Annotated in this window: 16 protein-coding genes; 6 read left to right on the forward strand and 10 right to left on the reverse strand. The window is 64.2% G+C overall.

Annotated features, from left to right (window positions below; translation table 11 throughout):
- Nucleotides 1-223: 223 nt before the first annotated feature.
- The gene (locus tag ACYVHT_RS08120; RefSeq protein ID WP_460549879.1) at nt 224-916 is read right to left on the reverse strand and encodes an aminotransferase class III-fold pyridoxal phosphate-dependent enzyme; all 693 of its coding nucleotides are present in this window, start codon (nt 914-916) and stop codon (nt 224-226) included.
- Between the two features lie 244 nt (nt 917-1,160).
- Here ACYVHT_RS08120 and ACYVHT_RS08125 point away from each other — a divergent pair, with 244 nt between their 5' ends.
- Nucleotides 1,161-2,264: a 2Fe-2S iron-sulfur cluster-binding protein gene (locus ACYVHT_RS08125; RefSeq protein ID WP_460549881.1), complete on the forward strand. Its 1,104-nt coding sequence runs from the start codon at nt 1,161-1,163 to the stop codon at nt 2,262-2,264.
- Nucleotides 2,265-2,374: 110 nt separating this feature from the next.
- A complete protein-coding gene (locus tag ACYVHT_RS08130) occupies nt 2,375-4,117 on the forward strand; it encodes a M3 family oligoendopeptidase (RefSeq protein ID WP_460549883.1) in 1,743 nt (580 codons plus the stop codon).
- Between the two features lie 69 nt (nt 4,118-4,186).
- Here the strand turns inward: ACYVHT_RS08130 and ACYVHT_RS08135 are convergent, their stop codons facing one another.
- From ACYVHT_RS08135 to ACYVHT_RS08150, 4 genes are all read right to left on the reverse strand, one after another.
- Complete coding sequence (locus ACYVHT_RS08135) at nt 4,187-5,011, reverse strand: polysaccharide deacetylase family protein (RefSeq protein ID WP_460549885.1); 825 nt, start codon at nt 5,009-5,011, stop codon at nt 4,187-4,189.
- The gene (locus ACYVHT_RS08140; protein ID WP_460549886.1) at nt 5,008-6,273 is read right to left on the reverse strand and encodes a glycosyltransferase family 2 protein; all 1,266 of its coding nucleotides are present in this window, start codon (nt 6,271-6,273) and stop codon (nt 5,008-5,010) included. Before ACYVHT_RS08140 ends, ACYVHT_RS08135 begins: the two co-directional genes overlap by 4 nt.
- A 283-nt stretch (nt 6,274-6,556) precedes the next feature.
- On the reverse strand, nt 6,557-6,718 hold the full coding sequence (locus ACYVHT_RS08145) for a hypothetical protein (protein ID WP_460549888.1): 162 nt from the start codon (nt 6,716-6,718) through the stop codon (nt 6,557-6,559).
- A gap of 114 nt (nt 6,719-6,832) precedes the next feature.
- On the reverse strand, nt 6,833-7,450 hold the full coding sequence (locus ACYVHT_RS08150) for a hypothetical protein (RefSeq protein ID WP_460549890.1): 618 nt from the start codon (nt 7,448-7,450) through the stop codon (nt 6,833-6,835).
- Between the two features lie 324 nt (nt 7,451-7,774).
- Here ACYVHT_RS08150 and ACYVHT_RS08155 point away from each other — a divergent pair, with 324 nt between their 5' ends.
- From ACYVHT_RS08155 to ACYVHT_RS08170, 4 genes are all read left to right on the forward strand, one after another.
- Nucleotides 7,775-8,941 (forward strand): T9SS type A sorting domain-containing protein, encoded by a 1,167-nt coding sequence (locus ACYVHT_RS08155; protein WP_460549892.1) that lies wholly within the window; start codon nt 7,775-7,777, stop codon nt 8,939-8,941.
- Between the two features lie 179 nt (nt 8,942-9,120).
- Nucleotides 9,121-10,149 carry a thiamine-phosphate kinase gene (gene thiL, locus ACYVHT_RS08160; protein ID WP_460549894.1) on the forward strand — a complete coding sequence of 343 codons (1,029 nt, stop codon included), beginning with the start codon at nt 9,121-9,123 and terminating at the stop codon, nt 10,147-10,149.
- 141 nt (nt 10,150-10,290) lie between these two features.
- Nucleotides 10,291-10,791 carry a hypothetical protein gene (locus ACYVHT_RS08165; protein ID WP_460549896.1) on the forward strand — a complete coding sequence of 167 codons (501 nt, stop codon included), beginning with the start codon at nt 10,291-10,293 and terminating at the stop codon, nt 10,789-10,791.
- 107 nt (nt 10,792-10,898) lie between these two features.
- Nucleotides 10,899-11,354, forward strand: a complete 456-nt coding sequence (locus tag ACYVHT_RS08170) for a YybH family protein (protein ID WP_460549898.1) — start codon at nt 10,899-10,901, stop codon at nt 11,352-11,354.
- Nucleotides 11,355-11,537: 183 nt separating this feature from the next.
- On the opposite strand, the gene ACYVHT_RS08175 is transcribed toward ACYVHT_RS08170, so the two are convergent.
- From ACYVHT_RS08175 to ACYVHT_RS08195, 5 genes are all read right to left on the reverse strand, one after another.
- On the reverse strand, nt 11,538-11,912 hold the full coding sequence (locus ACYVHT_RS08175; RefSeq protein ID WP_460549900.1) for a hypothetical protein: 375 nt from the start codon (nt 11,910-11,912) through the stop codon (nt 11,538-11,540).
- 1 nt (nt 11,913) lies between these two features.
- Nucleotides 11,914-12,240 carry a DUF2185 domain-containing protein gene (locus ACYVHT_RS08180; protein ID WP_460549902.1) on the reverse strand — a complete coding sequence of 109 codons (327 nt, stop codon included), beginning with the start codon at nt 12,238-12,240 and terminating at the stop codon, nt 11,914-11,916.
- 27 nt (nt 12,241-12,267) lie between these two features.
- Nucleotides 12,268-13,695, reverse strand: a complete 1,428-nt coding sequence (gene rlmD, locus ACYVHT_RS08185) for a class I SAM-dependent RNA methyltransferase (protein ID WP_460549904.1) — start codon at nt 13,693-13,695, stop codon at nt 12,268-12,270.
- A 46-nt stretch (nt 13,696-13,741) separates the two neighbouring features.
- Entirely contained in the window at nt 13,742-14,674 is a 933-nt protein-coding gene (locus ACYVHT_RS08190; RefSeq protein WP_460549906.1) for an SRPBCC family protein, read from the reverse strand.
- Nucleotides 14,675-14,754: 80 nt separating this feature from the next.
- A complete protein-coding gene (locus ACYVHT_RS08195; RefSeq protein WP_460549908.1) occupies nt 14,755-21,282 on the reverse strand; it encodes a T9SS type B sorting domain-containing protein in 6,528 nt (2,175 codons plus the stop codon).
- Nucleotides 21,283-21,402 lie beyond the last annotated feature (120 nt).

The following is a 21,402-nucleotide window of genomic DNA, read 5'->3' on the forward strand; positions in this document are numbered from 1 at the left end:
GTCGTGTCCTTTCTCGCTTTTTGGCATGTGGCCGCCGCCCTCGATTGGCTCCGCTGATAATTGTCCTCACGCTCTAGTCGGATTCGGCAGAGCAGTGCTCGAAAAGCAGAAGGCCCGTACTCGCCGAGTACGGGCCTTCTGCTTTGCTTCGCATGCACCGCCGCCGACGATTGAGGGCGAAAGAATGCGCTCTTATCCGTCCAAATCGGCGAAAACCGGCGGTTCAGCCAAGCCAGTGGCTTTGCAGCACCAGATTCGGATTGGGACACAGGGCTGCCCAGGTTTCGCGCTCGCTGGGCCGGGCCACGCCGGGGAAGTCGCCCTCGCGGCCCTGCATATCGGCGATGAGCTGAAAGTGCAGGTGCGCCGGCCAGTCGCCGTTTTCCGGATAGGGGCCCACGGTGGCGAAGGCCTCGCCTTTCGCCAGCCGCTGGCCCACGCACAGGTTGCGCCATTCGCGGCGGCTGAGGTGGCCGTAGAGGCTGTAGAAAATGGTGCCCTCTAGCTCGTGCTGCAGAATGACGGTGGGGCCGTAGTCGCCGAAATTGTCGTTGTCGGCCAGGCTGTGCACGGTGGCCGGGAGCGGGGCCAGCACCGGCGTGCCGGCCGGCAGCCACACATCCACGCCGAGGTGCAGGGAGCGGGCTTCTTCGGCTTCAACAAGCCCGAAATGGGCGCTGCGGCGGTAGATGACCCGGTTTTCGAGGTAGCCGCCCACGCCGATGCCGGCGTTTTGACTGGCCAGCAGTTCATTGACCAGCTGCTCGAACGCGGCCGTGTCGCGCAGGTCGGCGGTGGCCACTACGGGGTTGGCGGCCGAGAAATCGAGGCGGGCCACATTCGGCCCGTTGAGGTCGACGGGCAGCACGGGGCCAAATTCGGCCTGGTGTTGTTGCAGGAGGTTGGAGAGGAGCAAAGCGGAATGGACGAAAAATGAAGCCGGGCCGGGCTGAACCCATTCCGGTAAAAGATATTGGCCCGGCAGCAGAATGTGCCGGCGGCGCGACCCGGGCAGCCGCGGCGGCAAGTTACCTTTGTGGCCGATGTAACGGCGGCGGCCGGGAGGTCGCCGGTTCATTTTTTTGTCATTTGCCCGTTTGGGAGCCCGCCGCTGGTCGGAAATCCGTAGGCTCCCCAAATTCCATTTCCGTACCCCACGCATGAGTTACCACACCCTTACCGTAGTTGAGCTGACCCAGGAAACCGATGATTCCGTGACCATTCACCTGGAGCGGCCCGACCGGGCACCCATTGCCAGCCGCCCCGGCCAGTTTCTCACGCTCATCATTCCCTGCGGCCCCAACGGTAAGAAAGAGCGCCGGGCCTACTCGCTCAGCAGCATTCCGCAGGAAGCCCCGCGCCTGTCCGTGACCGTGAAGCGCGTGCCCGGCGGCCTGGTGAGCAACTATTTGCTTGACACTGTGAAGGTGGGCCAGCAGATGGAGGTGATGGAGCCGCTCGGCAACTTCACCCTCAGCCCCAGCCCCAAAGCCGCCCGCTCGCTGGTGCTCATCGGGGCCGGCTCGGGCATCACGCCGCTCATGTCCATGCTCAAGGCCGTGCTCAGCACCGAGCCGCAAAGCCACGTCTTGCTGATTTACGGCAACCGCAACGAGGACTCGGTTATCTTTCAGAAGCAGCTCAATGACCTGGAAGCCAGCTCCAACGGCCACCTGCAAGTGGAGCACGTGTACAGCCAGCCGCTGCGCCCCGGCGGCGCGCACCGCCACACCGGCCGCGTAAACCGCACCATGCTGCTGCGCATTCTGGAGCAGCGCCACCAGTTTCCGGCCGAGCAGGCCGAATACTTCATGTGCGGCCCCGAAGGCCTGATGACCGAAGCCAAGGCCGCCCTGGAGCTGCTGGGCGTGCCCGAGGCCCGGGTGCGCCGCGAAAGCTTCGTGGCCACCTCCGAAAATGCCGAGCTCACGGCCGCCCAGCCCATGGGCCACGGCGACGTATCCACCAGCCCCGACGACAACGTGAAAGACACCCGCACCGTCACCATTCAATACGAAGGCAGCGAGTACATCATCGAAGTGCCCGCCAAGGAAACCATTCTCGAAACGGCGCTCGACCAGGACATCGACCTGCCGTATTCCTGCCAGGCCGGCCTTTGCACGGCTTGCCGGGGCAAGTGCCTCAGCGGCAAGGTGCACCTCGATGAGCGCGAAGGCCTGTCCGACTCGGAGCTGAAGCAGGGCTACATCCTCACCTGCGTGGCCCACCCGATGACCGACGACGTGGTGATTGAGATTGGCTAAGCGCCCCGGGCGGGCGGCAGGGCCGCCCGCCCGAACTTATTTTTCAGCCCCTTCGATTGTTGTTGCGTAGCACAGAAGCCGCGCCATCCACTTTCGACTATCCTTGTACCATGATGCACATTGCTGAACCTACCGCCGAGTCGGCTACCGATACCAGCCGCCCGCCGCGCCACTATCTGCCCGAAGATTTCCTGGTGTCCGACTGGGCCGCCATTGAGCCGTTTTTTCAGGAGCTGCAAGCCCGCCCGCTCAGCTCGGCGGCGGAGCTGGAGCGCTGGCTGCTCGACCGCTCCGAGCTGGAATCGGTGCTGAGCGAGGATTTGGCCTGGCGCTACATTCACATGACCTGCGACACGCAGGACCCGGCCCGCTCGGAGGCCTTCCAGTATTTCGTGAACGAAGTGGAGCCGCAGGTAGCGCCCTACGACCACGCCCTCAACGAGAAAATGCTGGCTTCGGAGTACCTCACCGGCCTCGATGAGCGCCGCTACGGCGTGTTCCTGCGCTCGGTGCGCCGGGCCTCGGAAATCTACCGGGCCGAGAACATTCCGCTCAAAACCGACATCAGCACCAAGCAGCAGCAATACGCCGCCACGGTGGGCGCCATGAACGTGAGCATCGACGGCCAGGAGCTGACCCTGCCCCAGGCCGCCGACCGCCTCAAGAACCCCGACCGCGCCGTGCGCGAAGCTGCCTACCGCGCCATTCAGGCCCGCCGCCTGCAGGATGCCCAGCCGCTCGACCAGCTCTTCACCGAGCTGGTGGGCCTGCGCCACCAAGTGGCGCTGAACGCCGGCTTCGAGAACTTCCGCGATTACATGTTTGCCGCCCTGGGCCGGTTCGACTACACGCCGCAGGACTGCTTCAACTTCCACGCCGCCATCCGCGAAACGGTGGTGCCGCTGATTGACGACTTCGACCTGGAGCGCCGCCAGGACCTGAACCTGCCCGCCCTGCGCCCCTGGGACCTCGATGTGGACCCCAGCGGCCAGCCGCCGCTGCGCCCCTTCGGCACCGGCGCGGAGCTGCTGGAAAAAACCATCACCGTCTTCCAGAACCTCGATTCCTACCTCGGCGACTGCCTGCGGACCATGCGCCAGATGGGCCACCTCGACCTGGAAAGCCGCAAGGGCAAGGCTCCCGGCGGCTACAACTACCCGCTGGACGAAACCGGCGTGCCGTTCATCTTTATGAATGCCACGAGCAGCCTGCGCGACGTGGTGACCATGCTGCACGAAGGCGGCCACGCCGTGCACAGCTTCCTCACGCGGGGCCTGCCGCTGGGCGCCGACAAGCACCCGCCGTCCGAAGTGGCCGAGCTGGCCTCGATGAGCATGGAGCTGATGAGCATGGACCAGTGGCACGTCTTCTTCCCCGATGCGGAGGACCTGCGCCGGGCCAAGAAAACCCACCTCGAAAGCGTGCTCGAAACCTTTCCGTGGGTGGCCACCATCGACAAATTTCAGCACTGGGTGTACGAGCACCCCACGCACACCGAAGCCGAGCGCCATGCGCGCTGGGTGGAAATATTCGACGAGTTCAACCAGCGCACCGTGGACTGGACCGGGCTGGAAGCCTACAAGCCCTACCTCTGGCAAAAGCAGCTGCACCTCTACGAGGTGCCGTTCTACTACATCGAGTACGCCATGGCCCAGCTCGGGGCCATTGCCGTGTGGCGCAACTTCCGCCAGAACCCGGCCGAGGGCCTGGCCGCCTATAAGCGGGCGCTGGCGCTGGGCTACACTGCGCCCATCGGCCAGATTTACGCCGCCGCCGGCATCCGCTTCGATTTCAGCACCGAGTACCTGCGCACCCTGGCCGACTTCGTGCGCGGGGAGATGAATGCGTTGTAGGCTTTGCCCGTGATACCCGAAACGGCGGCTGGCAGCATTGCCGGCCGCCGTTTTGCGTAGAGGCGAATGCTAATTGATGCCGCTGCCGAGGGTTTTGCGTAAGCCGTCTTTCAGCAGGGGGAAATGAAACAGCGCGTCGCGCAGACGGGCCCGGTATTCGGCGGGTTTCGATGCGTAGCCGGTTTCGACCAGGCGTGCGAAGCGGGGCAGGGTGCAGGCACTGTTCACTTCGAGGCGCGGCAGCCGCCGCCGGTCGTCGCCGGGCGTGGCCCGGCCGCTGTGCACCGAAAAGCCAGCCGCGTAGCCCAGCTGTGGCAGCCGGGCCAGTGCGTGGCGGCTATAGCTGCCGTAGGGAAAGGCGTAGAGGTGCGGCGCCCGGCCCAGCCGCTCGGCAATGCAGCGGCGGCTCTCCTGCATTTCGGCCAGCAGCTCCCGGGCCGACAAACCGGCGTGGGGCTGGTGCCGGTGGCTGTGGGCCTGAATATCCCAGCCCATGGCTTGCAGCGCGGCCACTTCGGCCCAGGTCAGGGGCCGGTCGGTGGCAGGAGCGGAGCGGGCAACGTCCGGCGCGCCCGAAAAATCGGGGGCATCCACAAAGCCCGTAGTCAGGAAAAGCGTAGCCGAAAAGCCATACCGATGCAGCAGCGGAGCTGCCCGGGTGAGCAGCGACAAATAGCCGTCATCGAACGTGAAAGCCACGGTTTTAGGCGCTGGCCGCTGCAAGTCCAGGCGGTGGCAAAGCTCGGTGGCCGTTATGCCTGCATACCCTTGCGCCCGGAGCCAGGCCAGCTGCTGCTCAAACAGGGAGCAGTGCAGGTGCAGCGGGTGCAGGCCGGGCGCGGGTGCTTCGGCCAGGGCGTGGTACATCAGGACCGGTATGGCGGGCTGGCTCATGGGGCTTTGGCCGTGGGCTGGGGAGCGGCTTTGCGGGTGGGGGCCCACGCGTGTACGCCCCGGCCCAGCACCACCGCCAGGGTCGATTTGGTAACCAGGATAATCAGCCGCAGGCTGGAAAAAAGCAGCAGGTACGACCGAGCGGGTGCTCCAATGAGGCGCAGGCCGATGGCCCCGTACATCGCAAACATGCCCACGATGGCCAGCCACACCCCGGCGCTCACCAAGCTCTGCCGCGGGAAACAATACGCCAGTACCGCATAGGCCACGGCAGCCAGAAACAGCACGGACCGGGGCGGCTGCAACAGGTCGCAGGCCAGGTCCAGCCTGGCCGGGCTGGCTTGCCGCAGGCCCTGCAGCAGCACGGGCAGGCCGTGGGTGCGCAGCAGGTGGTAGTAGCCGGCCAGCCACCGGGCGCGCTGCTGGCCAAAGTCCGGGGTTTCGGCCACCACCTCATAGCCCAGGCGGGCCGTGGGGCAGTAGTCAATCCGGACGTTGCGCTGGGTGAGAAAAACCTTCCACTCCTTGTCTTCGGCCAGCGACACAATGGGCAGCGCCATCAACTCCAGAAAAACAGCCCGCCGCATGGAGCAGCCCAGGCCAAAAATAAGATTGTCGAGCCCCAGTAGCTTGCGCGGGCCGGCCAGCACCCATTGCCGCAGGGCTTCGGCAGCGGCATCGAGCACGGTGATGTTGGAAGCAAACGCATTGCTCACGCTGCGAAAGGCCTGTACCACCGGGGCGGCCCTGCGCCGGGCATACACGCCGTCCAGCGCGGCCAGAAATCCTGGGGCCAGCACGCAGTCGGCATCAATGATGCACACCACCGTATCGGCCACCGTGCTGTGGCTCAGCACCTGCCGGGCCCCAAAGCGCAGGGCCTGCATCTTGTCCGACGGCTCGTGGGTGAAGCGCTCCAGGCAGGCAAAGCCTTCGGCGGCCACGATGGTGGCCGTTTTATCGGTGCAGTTATCGGCTATTACCACCACCTCAACCAGCGCCGGCGGGTAGTGCAGCCGCCGAATGCTGGCCAGCAGCTGCGGCAGCAGCCGCTCCTCGTTGTGGGCCGGCACCAGCAGGGTAAAATGCGTGGCAGCGGCCGGCCGGCTTTCCGCAGGCCGGGGCTGAAACAGGCGCCTGATGCGCGGATAAAAAAGCAGGAATGCCGCCAGTGACGTCGCGATGTAGAGGCAGGCCGCCAGCGCGTATGCCTGAGCCACGTACCAGCAGGCTAGAAGAATGTGCGTAATAACGCTTTGCAAATCAGCAGGTAGATGAAGCAATGTGTTAATAGTTATGTCAACGCACACTGGCGGGCTGGTTGGCGCAGGACCCGATTGCTCCGCGCCGAAGGCTGCAGGCAATAAATTAATTTCTGGTATTAAAAATGATAAATAAAATAAATATAAATCTATTATTACGCCTGACTGCTTTTATTCGGTAAACAATGGCTGGCACTCGTTCAATCACCAGCCCGGCGAGCATAAAAAAAGCGGCCGGCAATAATGCCGGCCGCTTTTTGGTCAGGTATTAGTCAGAAAAAAATCAGGAATTTCCGCCGGGTTTTGTAGTGCCGGTCGTGGGAGTGCCGCACTGGCCTTTGGGCTTGGGGTCGTGGTCTTTGCGGCATTGGCAGGAGGCCAGCGTGAGGCCGGCCAGCAGCAGCGCCGGCACGAGCCGACGAAAAAAAGTAGGAGTTGAACGCATGGGCTTGGGCATTAAGTGATGGAGACGAGAAACACTCCTGAAATGTACACAAAAATGCCCGAACCCCATGCTTGCCAGCCAAATGGCTCTGCCGCCCTGCCTGGCTGACAAGGCTTAGTTCTGCAGCTCAAACAGCGGCAGGGGCTTCTGCCCGGCGTATTTGCCGCCCAGGGTTTGCAACTCGGCCTGGTGCAGCTTGAGGTACTCGTTGTATTGCTTGGCGGCGCGGTCGTACTGCACCCGGTAGCCCACCACGCCGGCATCAATCTGCTGGATGCCTTCCACGAAGTTGCGGGCGTTTTCGGTGGGGGCATTGCCGTTGGGGGCGGCCACGGGGTAGAGGGCGCGCAGCAGCGAGTCCTGGGCCGCGTCGTACCGGTCGATGAGCGGCGAGCTGGCCATCGTTTCCTGGTTGTAGCGCAGGGGCTTGAGGCGGGCGTTGGCGCGCTCCAGGCCGGGCAGCTGGGTTTGGTCGGTGCCGGGCTGGGCCTTGAGCTCGCGCAGCAGCAGGCGCACGATGCCGATTTTCTGGTCGTCGCTGGCAATCATGTTGCGCCATTTGCTGTCAACCGAGTCGCGCAGCACGTCGAGCTGGGCTTTCACGGCCGAGGCCGAAGCGGGGTTGAGAGCGGCCGTTTTGGCCCCGTCGCGCTTGCAGGAGGCGGCGCTGCCGGCCAGCACCAGCAGCACGGCAAGGAAGGATTTAAGCGAAATCATCACGTTGGAGCGCATAAGGCAGAAAAAATGTGTGAATAAACAAAGCTACGGGCGCGGCCACGAACTAAAATGCCCGGCACGCTGCTTGCCGCTAACGCATGAGCCCCGCTATTCTTGCGGGAGCGCAAGGAAGGGTGAATTCAGCCAGCCGCCGCTCCCGGCCGCTTTCCGGGCCGCCGGCCTGCGGATATGTATATAGCGGAATACTATGGGGCGAGGGACTGACTGCCACCCGGTTAGAAGCCGGAAGGACGGGCAGGATAATCTATCAGTAACAAACCGAAACGTTCTTTTCGCGTATCTTTGCTATTGCATAGCCATTTTGTACGCCCAATTTTTATGAACAAACAATACTTTCTGCTCTCCGCCGCGCTGCTGCTGACGGGAGCTGCCCGGGCCCAGCAGGGCACGGAGCTCTTCTTTTCCGAATACGACGAAGGAGCCCACCAGTCGGGCGTAAACTACGGCGGCACCACGAATTCGACCGGTAACGAGCGGGCCCTGGAAATCTATAACCCGACCAACAACGTGGTCAACCTCGCGCCATACTCGGTGCGCCGCTATTCCAACGGCAGCACCACGCCGGTCGACGAAGAGCGTTTGATGCGCACCACCGGGGCCAATACCCTGAACGCGCGCGGCGTGTTTGTGTATGCCAACGGCGAAGCTACGCTGCCGTCCATCCGCTCGGCGGCCAGCCAGTTTGGCGTTACGTCCTACGGCACGCTGGGCCCCAACTACATCAGCGGCGGCGGCGCGCCTACCGGCAACGTAAGCTATTTCAACGGCGACGACGCGGTGGCCCTCATCCGCTACCCCAGCGGCACGGCCGGCCAGGGCCCGGGCGTGATTGTGGACCTGGTTGGTTCTATTGGCGAGCAGCCTTTGCTGGCCTCGGGCGGCACGGGCGGCAACTGGAGCGGCTTCAACCCAGCCGATGACACGGGCACGCCCGTGGTGCACGTGTACGTTTCGTCGGCTAACCAGAGCCTGGTGCGCCGGCCCAACGTTTCGGGCGGCATCCGCACCAACCCCGGCCCCCAGAACGTGCCCAACACCAACCCCCCGGTGCGCAGCACGGCTGCCAACGCATACAACATTGCCGATGAGTGGTCGGTGTATAGCTACGCTTTCCCTCCCGGCACCACGGGCAGCGGCTCGGTAGGAGCGCAGCTCTACGACCAGCTGGGCAACCACAACGACTACACCGGCCCCCACGGCACTTACCAAACCACCATCACGGCTACGCTGGGCAAGTTCGATGCGAACATCAGCGTATATCCCAACCCCGCCCACGGCACCGCCACGGTGGAGATTAAAGATGCCAAAGTTGGTTTTGTGAGTGTGCGCAACAGCCTCGGTCAGAACATCAGCGCCCAGGCCAAAGGCCAGGGCCAGGAAAAGCTCACGCTGGACGTATCGACCCTGAAGCCCGGCCTGTACTTCGTAGAGATTTACAGCGCCGACGGCCAGACCAAAATCTACAAAACCCTGATGGTGCAATAATCGGCCATCAGCTGAGTCTATAGTAAGGAGGGAAGCAATTCCCTCCTTTTTTTATGGGCGTATTTTTGCGCCGAATGGCTGCCAGCCGGAAGCACCGCCCGACCTGCCCGTCCGGCCTTTCTGCTTCCGGCTACTGCAGAGCCATTAATCATTAACCACTGACCATCAAGCACTAATAAATGGCTGACCTGACGCCCCTCACCGCCATAGGCGAATTCGCCCTCATTCGCCGCCTGCAGGCGGGCATCCGCACGCGCCAGCCCGGCACGGTGCTGGGCATTGGCGACGATGCGGCCATCATTCATCCCACGCCCGGCACCGAGCAGGTGATGACGACTGACCTGCTGGTCGAGGGCATTCATTTCGATTTATCGTTTTGCCCGCTGCGGCACCTGGGCTACAAGGCCGTGGCCGTAAACGTATCGGACGTGGCAGCCATGAATGCCCTGCCCACGCAGCTGGTGGTGGGCATTTCGGCCGGTTCGCGCTTCACCGTGGAGGCCATTGAGGAGCTTTACGCCGGCATGCGCCTGGCCTGCGAGGCCTACAACGTGGACCTGGTGGGCGGCGACACTACCGCCAGCCGGGGCGGCCTCACGCTGGCCATCACGGTGCTGGGCGAAGCACCGGCTGGCACCCTGGCCCGGCGCAGCGGCGGCCAGCCTACCGACCTACTTTGTGTGAGCGGCGACCTGGGCGGAGCCTTCCTGGGCCTGCAGGTGCTGGAGCGCGAGAAGCAAGCCTTCCTGGCCGACCCCGATACCCAGCCCGAGCTGGCCAACTACGAATACGTGGTGCAGCGCCAGCTGCGCCCCGAAGCCCGCCTCGACATCGTGCACGAGCTGCGCGAGCTGGGCGTGCAGCCCACCAGCATGATTGACATTTCCGACGGGCTGGCCTCGGAGGTGCTGCACCTGTGCACGGCCAGCGGCACGGGGGCCCGCGTCTTCACCGAGTTTCTGCCCCTGGCCAATCCCTCGCTGGAAGCAGCGGCCGAGTTCAACCTCGACCCCATTACCTGCGCACTGAATGGCGGCGAGGACTACGAGCTGCTGTTTACCGTGCCCGTTACGGACCACGAGAAGATTAAAAACCACCCCGATATCACCATCATCGGCCACCTGACTACCAAAGACGATGGGGCCAACCTGGTGACCAAAGCCGGGCAGGCCGTACCGCTGCAGGCGCAGGGCTGGACGAGTTTTTAGGGCGTTTGGGGGGCTGGGAAAACCTTATTTAAGCGCTACCGTTAGGGAGAGCCAACGAGAATAACCGGCGGGATGGCACGCTAATTGTCTTCCGTTCCGCATTGCAGGGATTTTTTCTCTTCCACTTTTCGCTAACTAGCCATGAATAAGCTTCCGTTTTTCTTCGCTTTCCTCATCTTGCTGAGCACCGTGTTTGGTGCTTCCACTGCGAAAGCCCAATGGAGCCCGCAGGCCAAGGGCGCCGTGATTGGCGGCCTGGGCGGGGCGGCGGCCGGGGCCATCATCAACAAGCGCAACCGGGCCGTGGGCGGCGTGGTGGGCGGCGTGGCTGGTGGGGCCATCGGGTACGGCGTGGGCAAGCACATCGACAATAAGCGCAAGCAGCGCGCCGCTGCCGCCGCCGCCGCTGCCCGCGAGGCTGCCTACCGCCGCGAGCTGGCCCAGGCCCGTAAGCAGCAGGCTACCGTGGTGACGAAAACCCAAACCGTAACCACGCCGGCCAATGCCCTGACGGCCAGCGCCATCTCGGCCTACGATGCGCCGATGCCCGCTCCGGCCAGCTCGGCTTTCCTGGCAAATCCGCACTATGGCGACGCTTCGAAGCCGTACTCGACGGAGGAGTACCGCCGCAAGAGCTGGTAAGCACCGGATTGCGTAACATTTCTGAACCCTGGGCGTTTGCGCCCGGGGTTCAGTTCTTAAGTGGGTGAGGCTGCTCGCTCCATTTCCTTCACCAATACCCCGGATTTATGAAATCCCTCCTTTGCAGTTTGTTTGTGGCCGTCGCCCTGAGCTCGTGCTCGAAAAGTGGCGAAGAAGCCAATGTTCAGAAACTCGACCAGGACTTTATCGGCGCCTGGAACAGCCGCGACTCCGGCAAGGTCACGGGCATGATGGCCGACGACGTGGCCTTCGTGCAGGGCAATGCCCACTGGAAAGGCAAAGACGAAGTAGGACAGAAGTGGGTGAGTGCCACCATTGCCACCATCAGCAACCTGAAAACCAGCGTGACCAGCACCGGCACCGATGCCAATAGCGCCTACGAGGCCGGCACGTTCTCGGTGGACGTGGCACCCGCCGGCCCCGGCCAGCCGGCCGGCTTCGGCGAGGGCAACTACATTTTCCTCTGGAAAAAAGCGGCCGATAATACCTGGAAGCTGAGCTACGCGCAGCTGGAGGATTTGCCGGTGCAACGCCGGAATTAGATAGCCCCGCGCTGATTTGCCGGTTAGCCCCAGCGGGGCGGCATGGCGGTAGAAACAGCAGGCGCTAAAGTTTCAAAAGCCCCGGCGGGGCGACACTCGTTCAACGAATGTCGCCCCGCCGGGGCTTTGCCGTTTCTAAAGGCGGTATTACTACCGCTATGCCGCCCCGCCGGGGCTGTCGTCCTAATCCTCCGGGTAGGGCACGAACACGAAATTCGTGAACTCCTCATCGAGCACGAAGAGGCAGCAGAACTCGTCGGCATCCTTGTAAGTGGCTTTGAAGGCTTTGACCCCATCAACGTCGATGATGCCTTGCTGCACGAAGAGCTCCAGGTAGCTGGCGAAGACGTGCCATTCCAGGTTCAGTTCGTCGGCGTTGACGAGGAGGCCGCCGAGGGGCACTTCCTGCTTGGCAAAGACGAAAATGGGGTATTGGCTGAAGTCGCCCTTACGAATCTGGGAAGAGGCTTCGGAAAGCGTGTCGCACACCTTCACGAAATCCTTGGTGATGGTGCCGAGGTATTTGCCGTTGAGTTCGGGGTCGTTGAAGTAGTCCATTTTAATTAACTTCTACGAATACATCAGAGTTTTCAACGCGCTCAAGTTCAGTTCCAATTGGATAGTCTAAGTATGGAATTATTGCTCGGTCAATGTTTGCTAGTGTATTCAATTTGTAAGTGGCGGAATTATCAAGGTCGTCTAGATATTCTTGGGTTTCAAAGCCCCAAAGGAATTGCCAACCACTGTCATTATCATTAATTGGGTCATCACGACGCATGTATCCAACTGGCAAGCGCTCGATGACTACTTTGTCAGTTGCAGCACAATTGCAAGTATGAGAAATGATTTGCTCGAAGTCTTCCGAGTTGACTTTATAATTCGCCATTACAAGAAATAAAACCGTCGATAAAAACTACTTCAACTCCAGCGCCACCACATTCTCCACGTGGTGGGTGTGCGGGAACATATCCACCGGCTGCACGCGCGTCACGCGGTACGCGGCGTCGAGCAGCTCTAAGTCGCGGGCCTGGGTAGCGGGGTTGCAGCTGATGTAGACGATGCGGGGGGCGCGCAGCTCCAGGAGGCGGGCCACTACGTCGGGGTGCATGCCGGCGCGGGGCGGGTCGGTGATGAGGACGTCGGGGCGGCCGTGGTACTTGGTGAAGTCGGCGGTGAGGATGTCCTTCATATCGCCGGCGTAGAACTCGGTGTTGGTGATGTGGTTGATTTCGGCGTTGACGTGGGCGTCGGCCACGGCCTGTTCCACGTACTCGACGCCGATGACTTTGCGGGCCTGGTGGGCCACGAAGCTGGCGATGGTGCCGGCGCCGGTGTAGAGGTCGTACACGAGCTCATCGCCCTTGAGGTCGGCGAAGTCGCGGGCCACTTTGTAGAGCTGGTGGGCGCCTTCGGAGTTGGTTTGGTAGAAGGACTTGGGGCCGATGCGGAAGCGCAGGCCTTCCATTTCTTCCTCGATGTAGGGCTTGCCGCGGTAGGTGATGACGTCGAGGTCGTGGAAGGTTTCGTTGCCCTTGCTGTTGAGGACGTAGTTGAGGGAGGTGATGCCGGGGAACTTGGCGTAGAGGGCGTCGAGCAGGGGCTCGATGGACTCGTGGGGGCGGTAGCACTGCAGAATCACCATGATTTCGCCGGTACTCTGGGCGGTGCGGATGATGAGGTTGCGCAGGTTGCCGGTCTGGCGCACCATGTTGCCGAACTGGAGGCCGTGCGCGCGGCCGTAGTCGCGCACGAAGAGGCGGATTTCGTTGCTGGGCTCGGCCTGGAGGTGGCAGTGCTGCACGTCGATAATCTTATCGAAGCGGGCGGGGGTGTGGAAGCCCAGCACGTTGCGGTCGAAGCTCTGGGTGTCGTCGTCAATCTGCTCCTGGGTCAGCCAGCCGTTGTCCGAGAAGGTGTATTCGAGCTTGTTGCGGTAGTAGGTGCGCTGGGGCGAGGAGAGGATGAACGGAATCTCGGGCAGTTCCACCTTGCCGATGCGCGTGAGCTGGTCGACCACCTGCTGCTGCTTGAAGTGCAGCTGCGAGTCGTAGCCCAGGTGCTGCCACTTGCAGCCGCCGCAGGTGCCAAAGTGCTGGCAAAACGGCGTGGTGCGCAGCTCGGAATAGGTGTGAAAGTGCGTGGGGACGGCTTCGAGGAAGTTCTTTTTGGCGCGGGTAATGCGCAGGTCCACCACGTCGCCGGGGGCCACCTGCGACACGAAGATGACGAGATTGTCGAGGCGAACCAGGCATTTGCCTTCGGCCACCATGTCCTGAATCAGAATGCGGTGGAGGGCGTCGGCCGGAAGATTTTTAGAAGCTTTCGTGATTTTACGGGACATAGCGGGAGCGATAAGTCTGCAAAGGTAGACCACGGATTCGCTCGGATTATTCCGGTTTCACGGATTCTGTGGGCGCTGGCGGGCGGGCCGCCTGGCGGCCGCGTTGCAGGTTCTGGCGCAGGCTGGCCAGCACGAAGGCGTGCTCCTGGGCGATGCCGTAGGTTTCGAGGGGCTGCCAGTACCAGCGGGGGCGCAGCTGCGAGCGGTAGCTGCTGGTGCGGGTTATCAGGGTCTGGCCGCCCTGGCGATGGAAGGTGTAGCGGGCATCCTGAAAGTGAAACCAGTGCCGGCCGGTGAGGCTGTATTCGATGACGTCCATGGTCAGGCGCTCGCCGGGCTGGTAGTCGGTGATTTCGGCCACGATGCGGCCGTTGTCGAAGAGGCAGGTGCGGCGGCCGCCCACGCGCGGGGTCGTGAGCACGCACTTGTAGGGCGTGGGCAGGCCCAGGCGCAGCAGCCAGGGCTTGGGCGCGGCCAGGGTATCCATCTGCTGCACGCCCTCGAACACCTGCTGCGCCGGGAAAGGCAGGGCTACCGATGTAGTAACGGTGACCAGAGCCGGCGGGGCCGTCACGAACTTCTCCACCTGGCCCGTCACCAGCAGCACGGCCAGGGGCGTGAGCAGCACCAGCAGGCGCGGCGGGGTTTCGTTGGGCGTTTCGTGCCTGCGCCGGAAGGCCCGCTGCGCCCAGCTGCCCAGCAGCACGCACCCGGCAAAAATGGGCAGCGCCATGAACACGCACACCAGGCCCTCGAGGTGCCAGGTGAGCAGCAGGGCCATGAAAATGACCACGCCCAGAATCAGGTAGAGGGTGTTGCGCCGGCTTTGCTCCAGGGTGCCAATGGCAAAGCCGACCGCCCAGGGAAAGGCCATGAAAAAGGCCACCCCATAGCCCACGGCTTTTACCTCCAGACAGAGAAAGCCGACCAGCAGCAGCAGGGCGGTAATAAGCCAGGAGTAAGCGGAAAGCCGGTTCATGGAGCTAAAGGTCGGACAGCGGCAGGCACAAAAAAAGCCCCCCGGAACCGGGAGGCTTTTTTGATTGAAGAGCCGGCTGGCTATTTCACTACTTCGAACCAGTTTTTGATGGTGCTGCCGTTGGGCAGGGTCAGGATGTAGAAGTAATTGCCGGGGGCAATGCTGTCGTCCTGGCCGAAGGTGTTCTGGTAGTTGGTGGTTTTGTACACCTCGCGGCCCCAGCGGTTGAACACGGTGAAGGTGTTGCCGGGGTAGAGCAGGATATTGTCAATCACCAGCACGTCGTTCAGGCCGTCGTGGTTGGGCGTGATGACGTTGTACGTGTTGGTCTGGTTGGCAAACTTCACGTTGGCCTCGTTCGAGTTCGAGCGCAGCGGCGTGGCATCGGTGCTCACGGCCACCACCCGGAAGTTCTGGTCGAAGCCGGCGCTGGTGGCCGAGTTGGGGTCGGCGTTGGGCACGGTGGCTTGCAGGGTGGGGCTGTTGCCGGGCACCGTGGCCACGAGTACAGGAGCCCCGGCATCGGAGCGGCGGTAGATTTCATACTTATCCACCGTGAAGCCCTGGTAGGCATTCCAGCTCAGGGCCGTGCTGCCCTGGTCGCGGCCGCCGGGGCCGGGGGTGGCCACCGCCGTGAGGCGAATGGTGCGCGAAACCGGGCTCGACAGCAGCGTGCCGCAGCCGTTGGTGAGGTCGAGGCGGTACTCGTAGGAGTTGCCCGAGGCATCCACCGCGTTGTTGTCGGTGAAGGAGGTGGCCGAGGCGGCTACCGTGCCCACCGCAGCAAACGTGCCGGTGCCGGCTACGCGGCGCATAATCTGAATCTGGTTCGGCGTGTTGGTGCTGGCCGGGGCGCGCAGAGTGAGGATAACGCGGGCGTTGCTGGTCAGGTCAACCGAAGCCGTGGTCAGCACCACCGTCGGGTTGTCGAGCAGAATGGTGCGGGTAGCCGTAGCGCCCACGCACGAGGCCGGCGTGCCGCTGGTTTCGGCGGCGCTCACGGTGTAGGGACCGGTGGCCCCGAACTGCACCGTCGCCTGGCTGGTGCCCTGGCCGGCGGTCACGGTGCCGCCCACTACCGTCCACTGGAAGGTAGAGCCGGCCGTGGCATTGGCAATGCTGTACTGCTGCGGCGTGGCCACGTTGCACACAAAGCCCGAGCCCGAAATGGTGGGCGCGCCCGGCGTGGGGCTCACCGTGAACTGCGTGGTGTAGAGCGGGCCCACGCAGCCGGCCGTGGTGGTTTCCTGGGCCGTGAGGGTGTAGGTGCCGGGGGCGGGCAGGGTATTCAGCACGCGGGTGCTGCCGGTGCCGGCCAGCGTGGTGCCGGCCAGCTGGAACACGTAGGTCGAGCCGGTGAAGCCCCCGGGCAGGCCAAACGTTACGGGGCCGTTGGTCTGGCACACGCGCACGGGGCTGTTGATAGCCAGGTTGGTACGCGGCGAAGGATTGATGAGCACCTTCAGGGTATCGGAAACACCGCGGCAGATGCCGCCGCTGGGGTTGCTGGTTTCCGTCACCACAATTTTACCGAGGGTGGGCACCGTCACCGGGTTCCAGTTCACAGTCACCGTGTTTTGCGCGGTGCTCACCTGCGTGCCGCCGATAATCTGCCACGAATAGCTGGAGCCGTTGGCAAACACCCCGCTGATGTAGGTGTACGGGCCATCGGCCTGGCACACGGAGCGTGGCAGCGGCGCTACGGCCACGATGTCGCCGGGGCCGGTGGGCCGCACCGTTTGCAGGCGCTGGTTGATGATGATGGGCAGCGTGGTGGTATCCGAAGAGCAGCCCTGGGCGTTCAGGCGGAACACTTTCACGTAGCCGCCGGTGCTGGCCACGCCCCAGTTCACGGTAATGGCCGGGGTGCCCTGGCCGCTGGCAATGGTGCCGCCGTTAATCAGCCAGGTGTAGGCCGTGGCGGCCGGGTTCACCACCGAGTAGGCAATGCCCGTCACCGTGGGGCACACCGACGCCGGACCGGTAATGGCCTCTGCCGCCGGACGCGGGTTGATGGTGACTACCACGGTGCTCGTGCTCACGCAGCCGTTGGCCGTGGTAGCCGTGAGGGTGTAGGTCTGGGTGATGGGGGCCGTGCCGGTGTTCACGCCGGTGAGCACCGGCTGGGCGGCGGTGGCGCTGCTCAGGCTGGTGGCGGGGCTCCAGCTATAGGTATAGCCGGCCAGGGCGGTGGTGCCCAGCGTCACGCGCTTGCCATCGCAGACGGCCACGGCCGGCCCGGCGTTGGCCACGGCGGCGGGGTTCACGGTCACGGTCACGGTGCTGGTGGCCACGCAGCCGTTGGCGGTGGTCGCCGTCAGGGTGAAGACGACGGGGTTTGGCGTGGTGCCCGTGTTGGTCAGCGTGAACGTGGGGTTGGCCACGGTGGTGCTGCTCAGGCCGGTGGCCGGGCTCCAGCTGTAGGTGTAGCCCGTTACGGCAGCCGCGCCCAGGGTGGTGGGCAGGCCCGAGCACACCGAGCGGTTGGTGCCGGCCACGGCCACGGCGGCCGGGTTGATGGTCACCACCACGGTATCGCGCTGCAGGCAGCCGTTGGCCGTCGTCGCCAGCAGAATGTATTGCTGGGTGATGGCCGCGCCGGTGGTGTTGGGCAGGGTCACGGTCGGGGTCAGCACCGAGGCGCTGCTCAGGCCCGTGGCGGGTGTCCAGGCATAAGTGGTGCCGGCAATGGCCGTGCCCGTGCCGATGGTCGTCGGTACGTTCGAGCAGGTCGTTTTATCAACCCCGGCCTGCGCCACGGCGGCGGGGTTCACCGTCACGGCTACCGTGCTGGTAGCCGTGCAGCCTTGCGCGGTGGTAGCCGTGAGGGTGTAGTTGACCGTAATGGGCGCACCCGTCAGGTTGGGCAGCGTGAGGGTAGGGGTGAGGCTGGTGGCGCTGCTCAGGCCGGTGGTAGGCGTCCAGGCGTAGGTGGTGCCGGTCACGGCCGGGCCGCTGCCGATGGTTACACCCACATTGGAGCAAGTGCTGCGGGCCGGGCCCGCTACGGCCACGGCTGCCTGGTTCACCGTTACCGCCACCGTGCTGGTCGCGGTGCAGCCGTTGGCTGTGGTAGCCGTCAGCGTATAGGTGGTGGTGATGGGCGCGCCAGTGGTGTTGGTCAGGGTGATGGTCGGATTCAGCAGGGTGGGGTCGTTCAGGCCGGTGGTGGGGCTCCAGCTATACGTGGTGCCGGCCACCGCCGTGCCCGTGCCCAGCGTGGCGCTGGCGCCCGAGCAGAAGGCCACGGCCGGCCCAGCCTGGGCCACCGCCGCCGGGAAAACCGTTACGGTCACATTGGCCGAAGTCGTGCAGCCGTTGGCCGTGGTAGCGGTCAGGGTATAAGCCTGGGTGATGTTCGTCGTGCCCAGGTTGGGCAGCGTCACGGTGGGGTTCAGCACGGCCGGGTTGCTCAGGCCGGTGGTGGGCGTCCAGGCGTAGGTGGTGCCGGCCACGGCCGTGCCGCTGCCAATGGCCACGGGCACGTTCGAGCAGGTGGACTTTGCCGGACCCGCATCGGCCACTGCCGCCGGGTTAATGGTTACCACGACCGTGCCGGTGGCGGTGCAGCCGTTGGCGGTGGTAGCCGTCAGCGTGTAGGTCTGGGTAATGGGCGCGCCGGTGGTGTTGGGCAGCGTCACGGTGGGGGTCAGCACCGAAGTGCTGCTCAGGCCGGTGGCGGGGCTCCAGGCGTAGGTGGTGCCGGCCACGGCCGTGCCGCTGCCAATGGCCACGGGCACGTTCGAGCAGGTGGACTTCGCCGGGCCCGCATCGGCCACCGCCGCCGGATTAATGGTCACGACCACCGTGCTGGTAGCGGTGCATCCGTTGCCGGTGGTGGCGGTGAGGGTATAGGTCGTGGTGGTAGGTGCGCCGGTGGTGTTGGTGCCCGTCACGGTGGGGTTGAGCGTGTTGGCGTTGTTCAGGCCGGTGGTGGGGCTCCAGCTATACGTGGTGCCGGCAATGGCCGTGCCGCCGCCCAGCGTGGCGCTGGCCCCCGAGCAGAAGGTGGGCGCGGTGCCCGCGTTGGCCACGGCAGCGGGGTTGATGGTCACGGCCACGGTGCCGGTGGCCGTGCAGCCGGTAGCCGTGGTGGCCGTGAGGGTGTAGGTGGTGGTGATGGGCGCGCCGGTGGTGTTGGTGCCCGTCACGGTGGGGTTGAGGATGTTGGGGTTGCTCAGGCCGGTGGTGGGGCTCCAGCTATACGTGGTGCCGGCCACGGGCGTAGCCGTGCCGCCCAGCGGGGCCGAAGTCGTGCCCGAGCAGAAGCTGATGGCCGGGCCCACGGCGGCCACTGCCACCGGGCTGATGGTTACGGCCACCGTAGCAGTGGCCGTGCAGCCCTGGGCGTTGGTGGCCGTGAGGGTATAAGTGGTGGTGACGGGCGCGCCGGTGGTGTTGGTCTGGGTCACGGTGGGCTGGGCGGCGGTGGCGCTGCTCAGGCCGGTGGCGGGGCTCCAGCTGTAGGTGTAGCCCGGCAGGGCCGGGCTGCCCAGCGGGGCCGACGCCACGCCCGAGCAGGTCGTAACGGCCGTGCCCGCGTTGGCTACCGCCGCCGGGTTTATCGTCACCCGCACCGAGTCGATGCTAAAGCAGTTGACCCCCGAGGTAGCCGTGACACCGTAGGTGCGGACGATGGGCGTGGTGCCGGTGTTGGTCAGCGTGACAGTGGGCTGGGCCACCGTGGTGCTGCTCAACCCCGCCGCCGGAGCCCAGCTGTAGGTCACGCCCGCTACGGGAGGCGTGCCCACCGTGGGAGCGGTTGCACCCGAGCACACGCTCCGGTCGGGGCCGGCATCGGCGGTGGGCGGCGGCGTCACGGTCACCGTCACGCTCGACGACACGTTGCAGGTGCCATCGGTACCGACTACGGTATAGGTGGTGGTGGCGGTGGGCGAAACGGTAATGGTGCTGCCCGTGCCGGTCTGGCTGCCGCCGGTCCACGAGTAGGTGAGGCCGGTGGGGCCGGTTACGCTCAGCGTGGTCGAAGTGCCCCGGCAGATGCTGGGCGAAGCCGGCGTGACGGCCAGAGCCGCCAGCGGCCGGATGTCCACGGTTTTCACCACCGAGTCGGACAAGCAGCCGTAGGCCGACACGCCTTTCAGAATCAGGCTGCCCGTGCCGTTGGTGCTGGCCCAGGTCACGTTCACAGTATTGGTGCCCTGGCCGCTGTTGATGGTGCCGCCCACAATGCGCCAGCGGTAGGAAGTCGGCACGGGGCCGGAAGCGGTATACGTACGGGCCGTGGCCGGGTCGCACACCGTAATGGGCCCGGCGATGGCATCGGGGCCTGCGGCGCGGTTCACGGTAATGCGGAAGATGTCGGACGCAATGCGGCCGCCGCAGCCGTTGTCTTTCACGGTCACGCCCAGGTCGTAGGCAGTGTTTCGGCCATTGCCGCAGGTAGAGTTAAACACGAACGTGCCCGATACCGAGCCGGTGCCCGAAGCCGTGGCCGTGCCCGTCAGGTTGCCCGAGGTCACGGTGCCGGTGCTGCCGTTAAAGGTCGTGTTGAACGGGCCGCTGCCATCCAGCAGCACGCTGTTGACGGTGAGCACCAGCGGGTGGGTGGAGTTGGCCTGCGTGGCCGTAATCGGAATGCTGAGCGACTGGCCTTCCTCAATGGTGTAGTTGCGCGGAGTCGTCACCGTGGTTGGCAGCAGGGGCGGCGCGGTGGGCGGGCAGGTCGAAACCACCAGCTGCAAATCTCGTCGGGTAGTGCCGATAAGAACCTCCCGGCCGTTGATGTTGCGGTATTCCGATACGTCCACCGCCACTACATAGAGCCCGTTGGTAGTGGCGCCGTATTTGGCCGCGCCGGTGTTGGCATTGATGAGGGCAAAGTTGCCGGGACCCGTTCCGAAGGGCGTGGTGGCGCTGAATGTAGCGTTGGCGTAGGGCGTGGTCTGAAACGTGGGCGGGTTGGTGGTCGGGTTGGTCAGCTGGTTGTAGGGCGTACCGAAGGAGTACACCAGCCGGTCGCCGTCGGCATCCACCGCGTTGTTGAGCGAGATGGTGGTATCGTTCTGGCACACAATGGCCACCGCCGTGTCCGAAAACACCGGCGAGCGGTTCGGCAGCAGCGGCGGCGCCATGCTCACATAGAGCGTGAGGCTCTGGTTGCCGGAGTTGCTGAGGTTGGCAATGCCCGCGTTGCGGGCCGACAGCGTGAACACCGCGTAGTAGCCGTCGAACGACAGCGGCAGGTTCACCGTCTGCACGTACTTGCGCAGGTAAAACGGCTGGTTGGGCCCGATAACCGTACAGCCCGGCGGCACATACGGCCGAATGGGGTTGCCCAGCGGCCGGTTGTCCTGGGCCGTGAAGTTGCCCGGAATCGGCGCTCCGTTGGTCCGGTTGTAAATGTCAACCGTGACCGAGCCCGGAGGGCCCGTGATGCCGGGAGTGCTGGGATAGAGCCCGTTGCTGTAAATACTGGCCGTTATCTCGTAGCGAAACGGGGCCGAGGCCGGGCCGTTGGCATCGAGGTAGCGGTAGCTCATCTCGCCACCGAGCAAGTGGGTAGCCTGCGCCGGGCGCGCGCCCAGCACCAGTAGCGCAAACAGCAGTAGCGACCCGTAGAAGCGCCGGAGTAATAATGGGGACATACAAAAAAATGAAGGGTAGGAATTTCGGTGAACGGGGCGGGGGCCAGCGAGCCAGTTACCGACTGCCGCAATCGGGCCCGGAGGCCATTGGGCTGACAGTCAGTAACTGGCTCACAAACA

This window comes from Hymenobacter daeguensis, assembly GCF_054780555.1.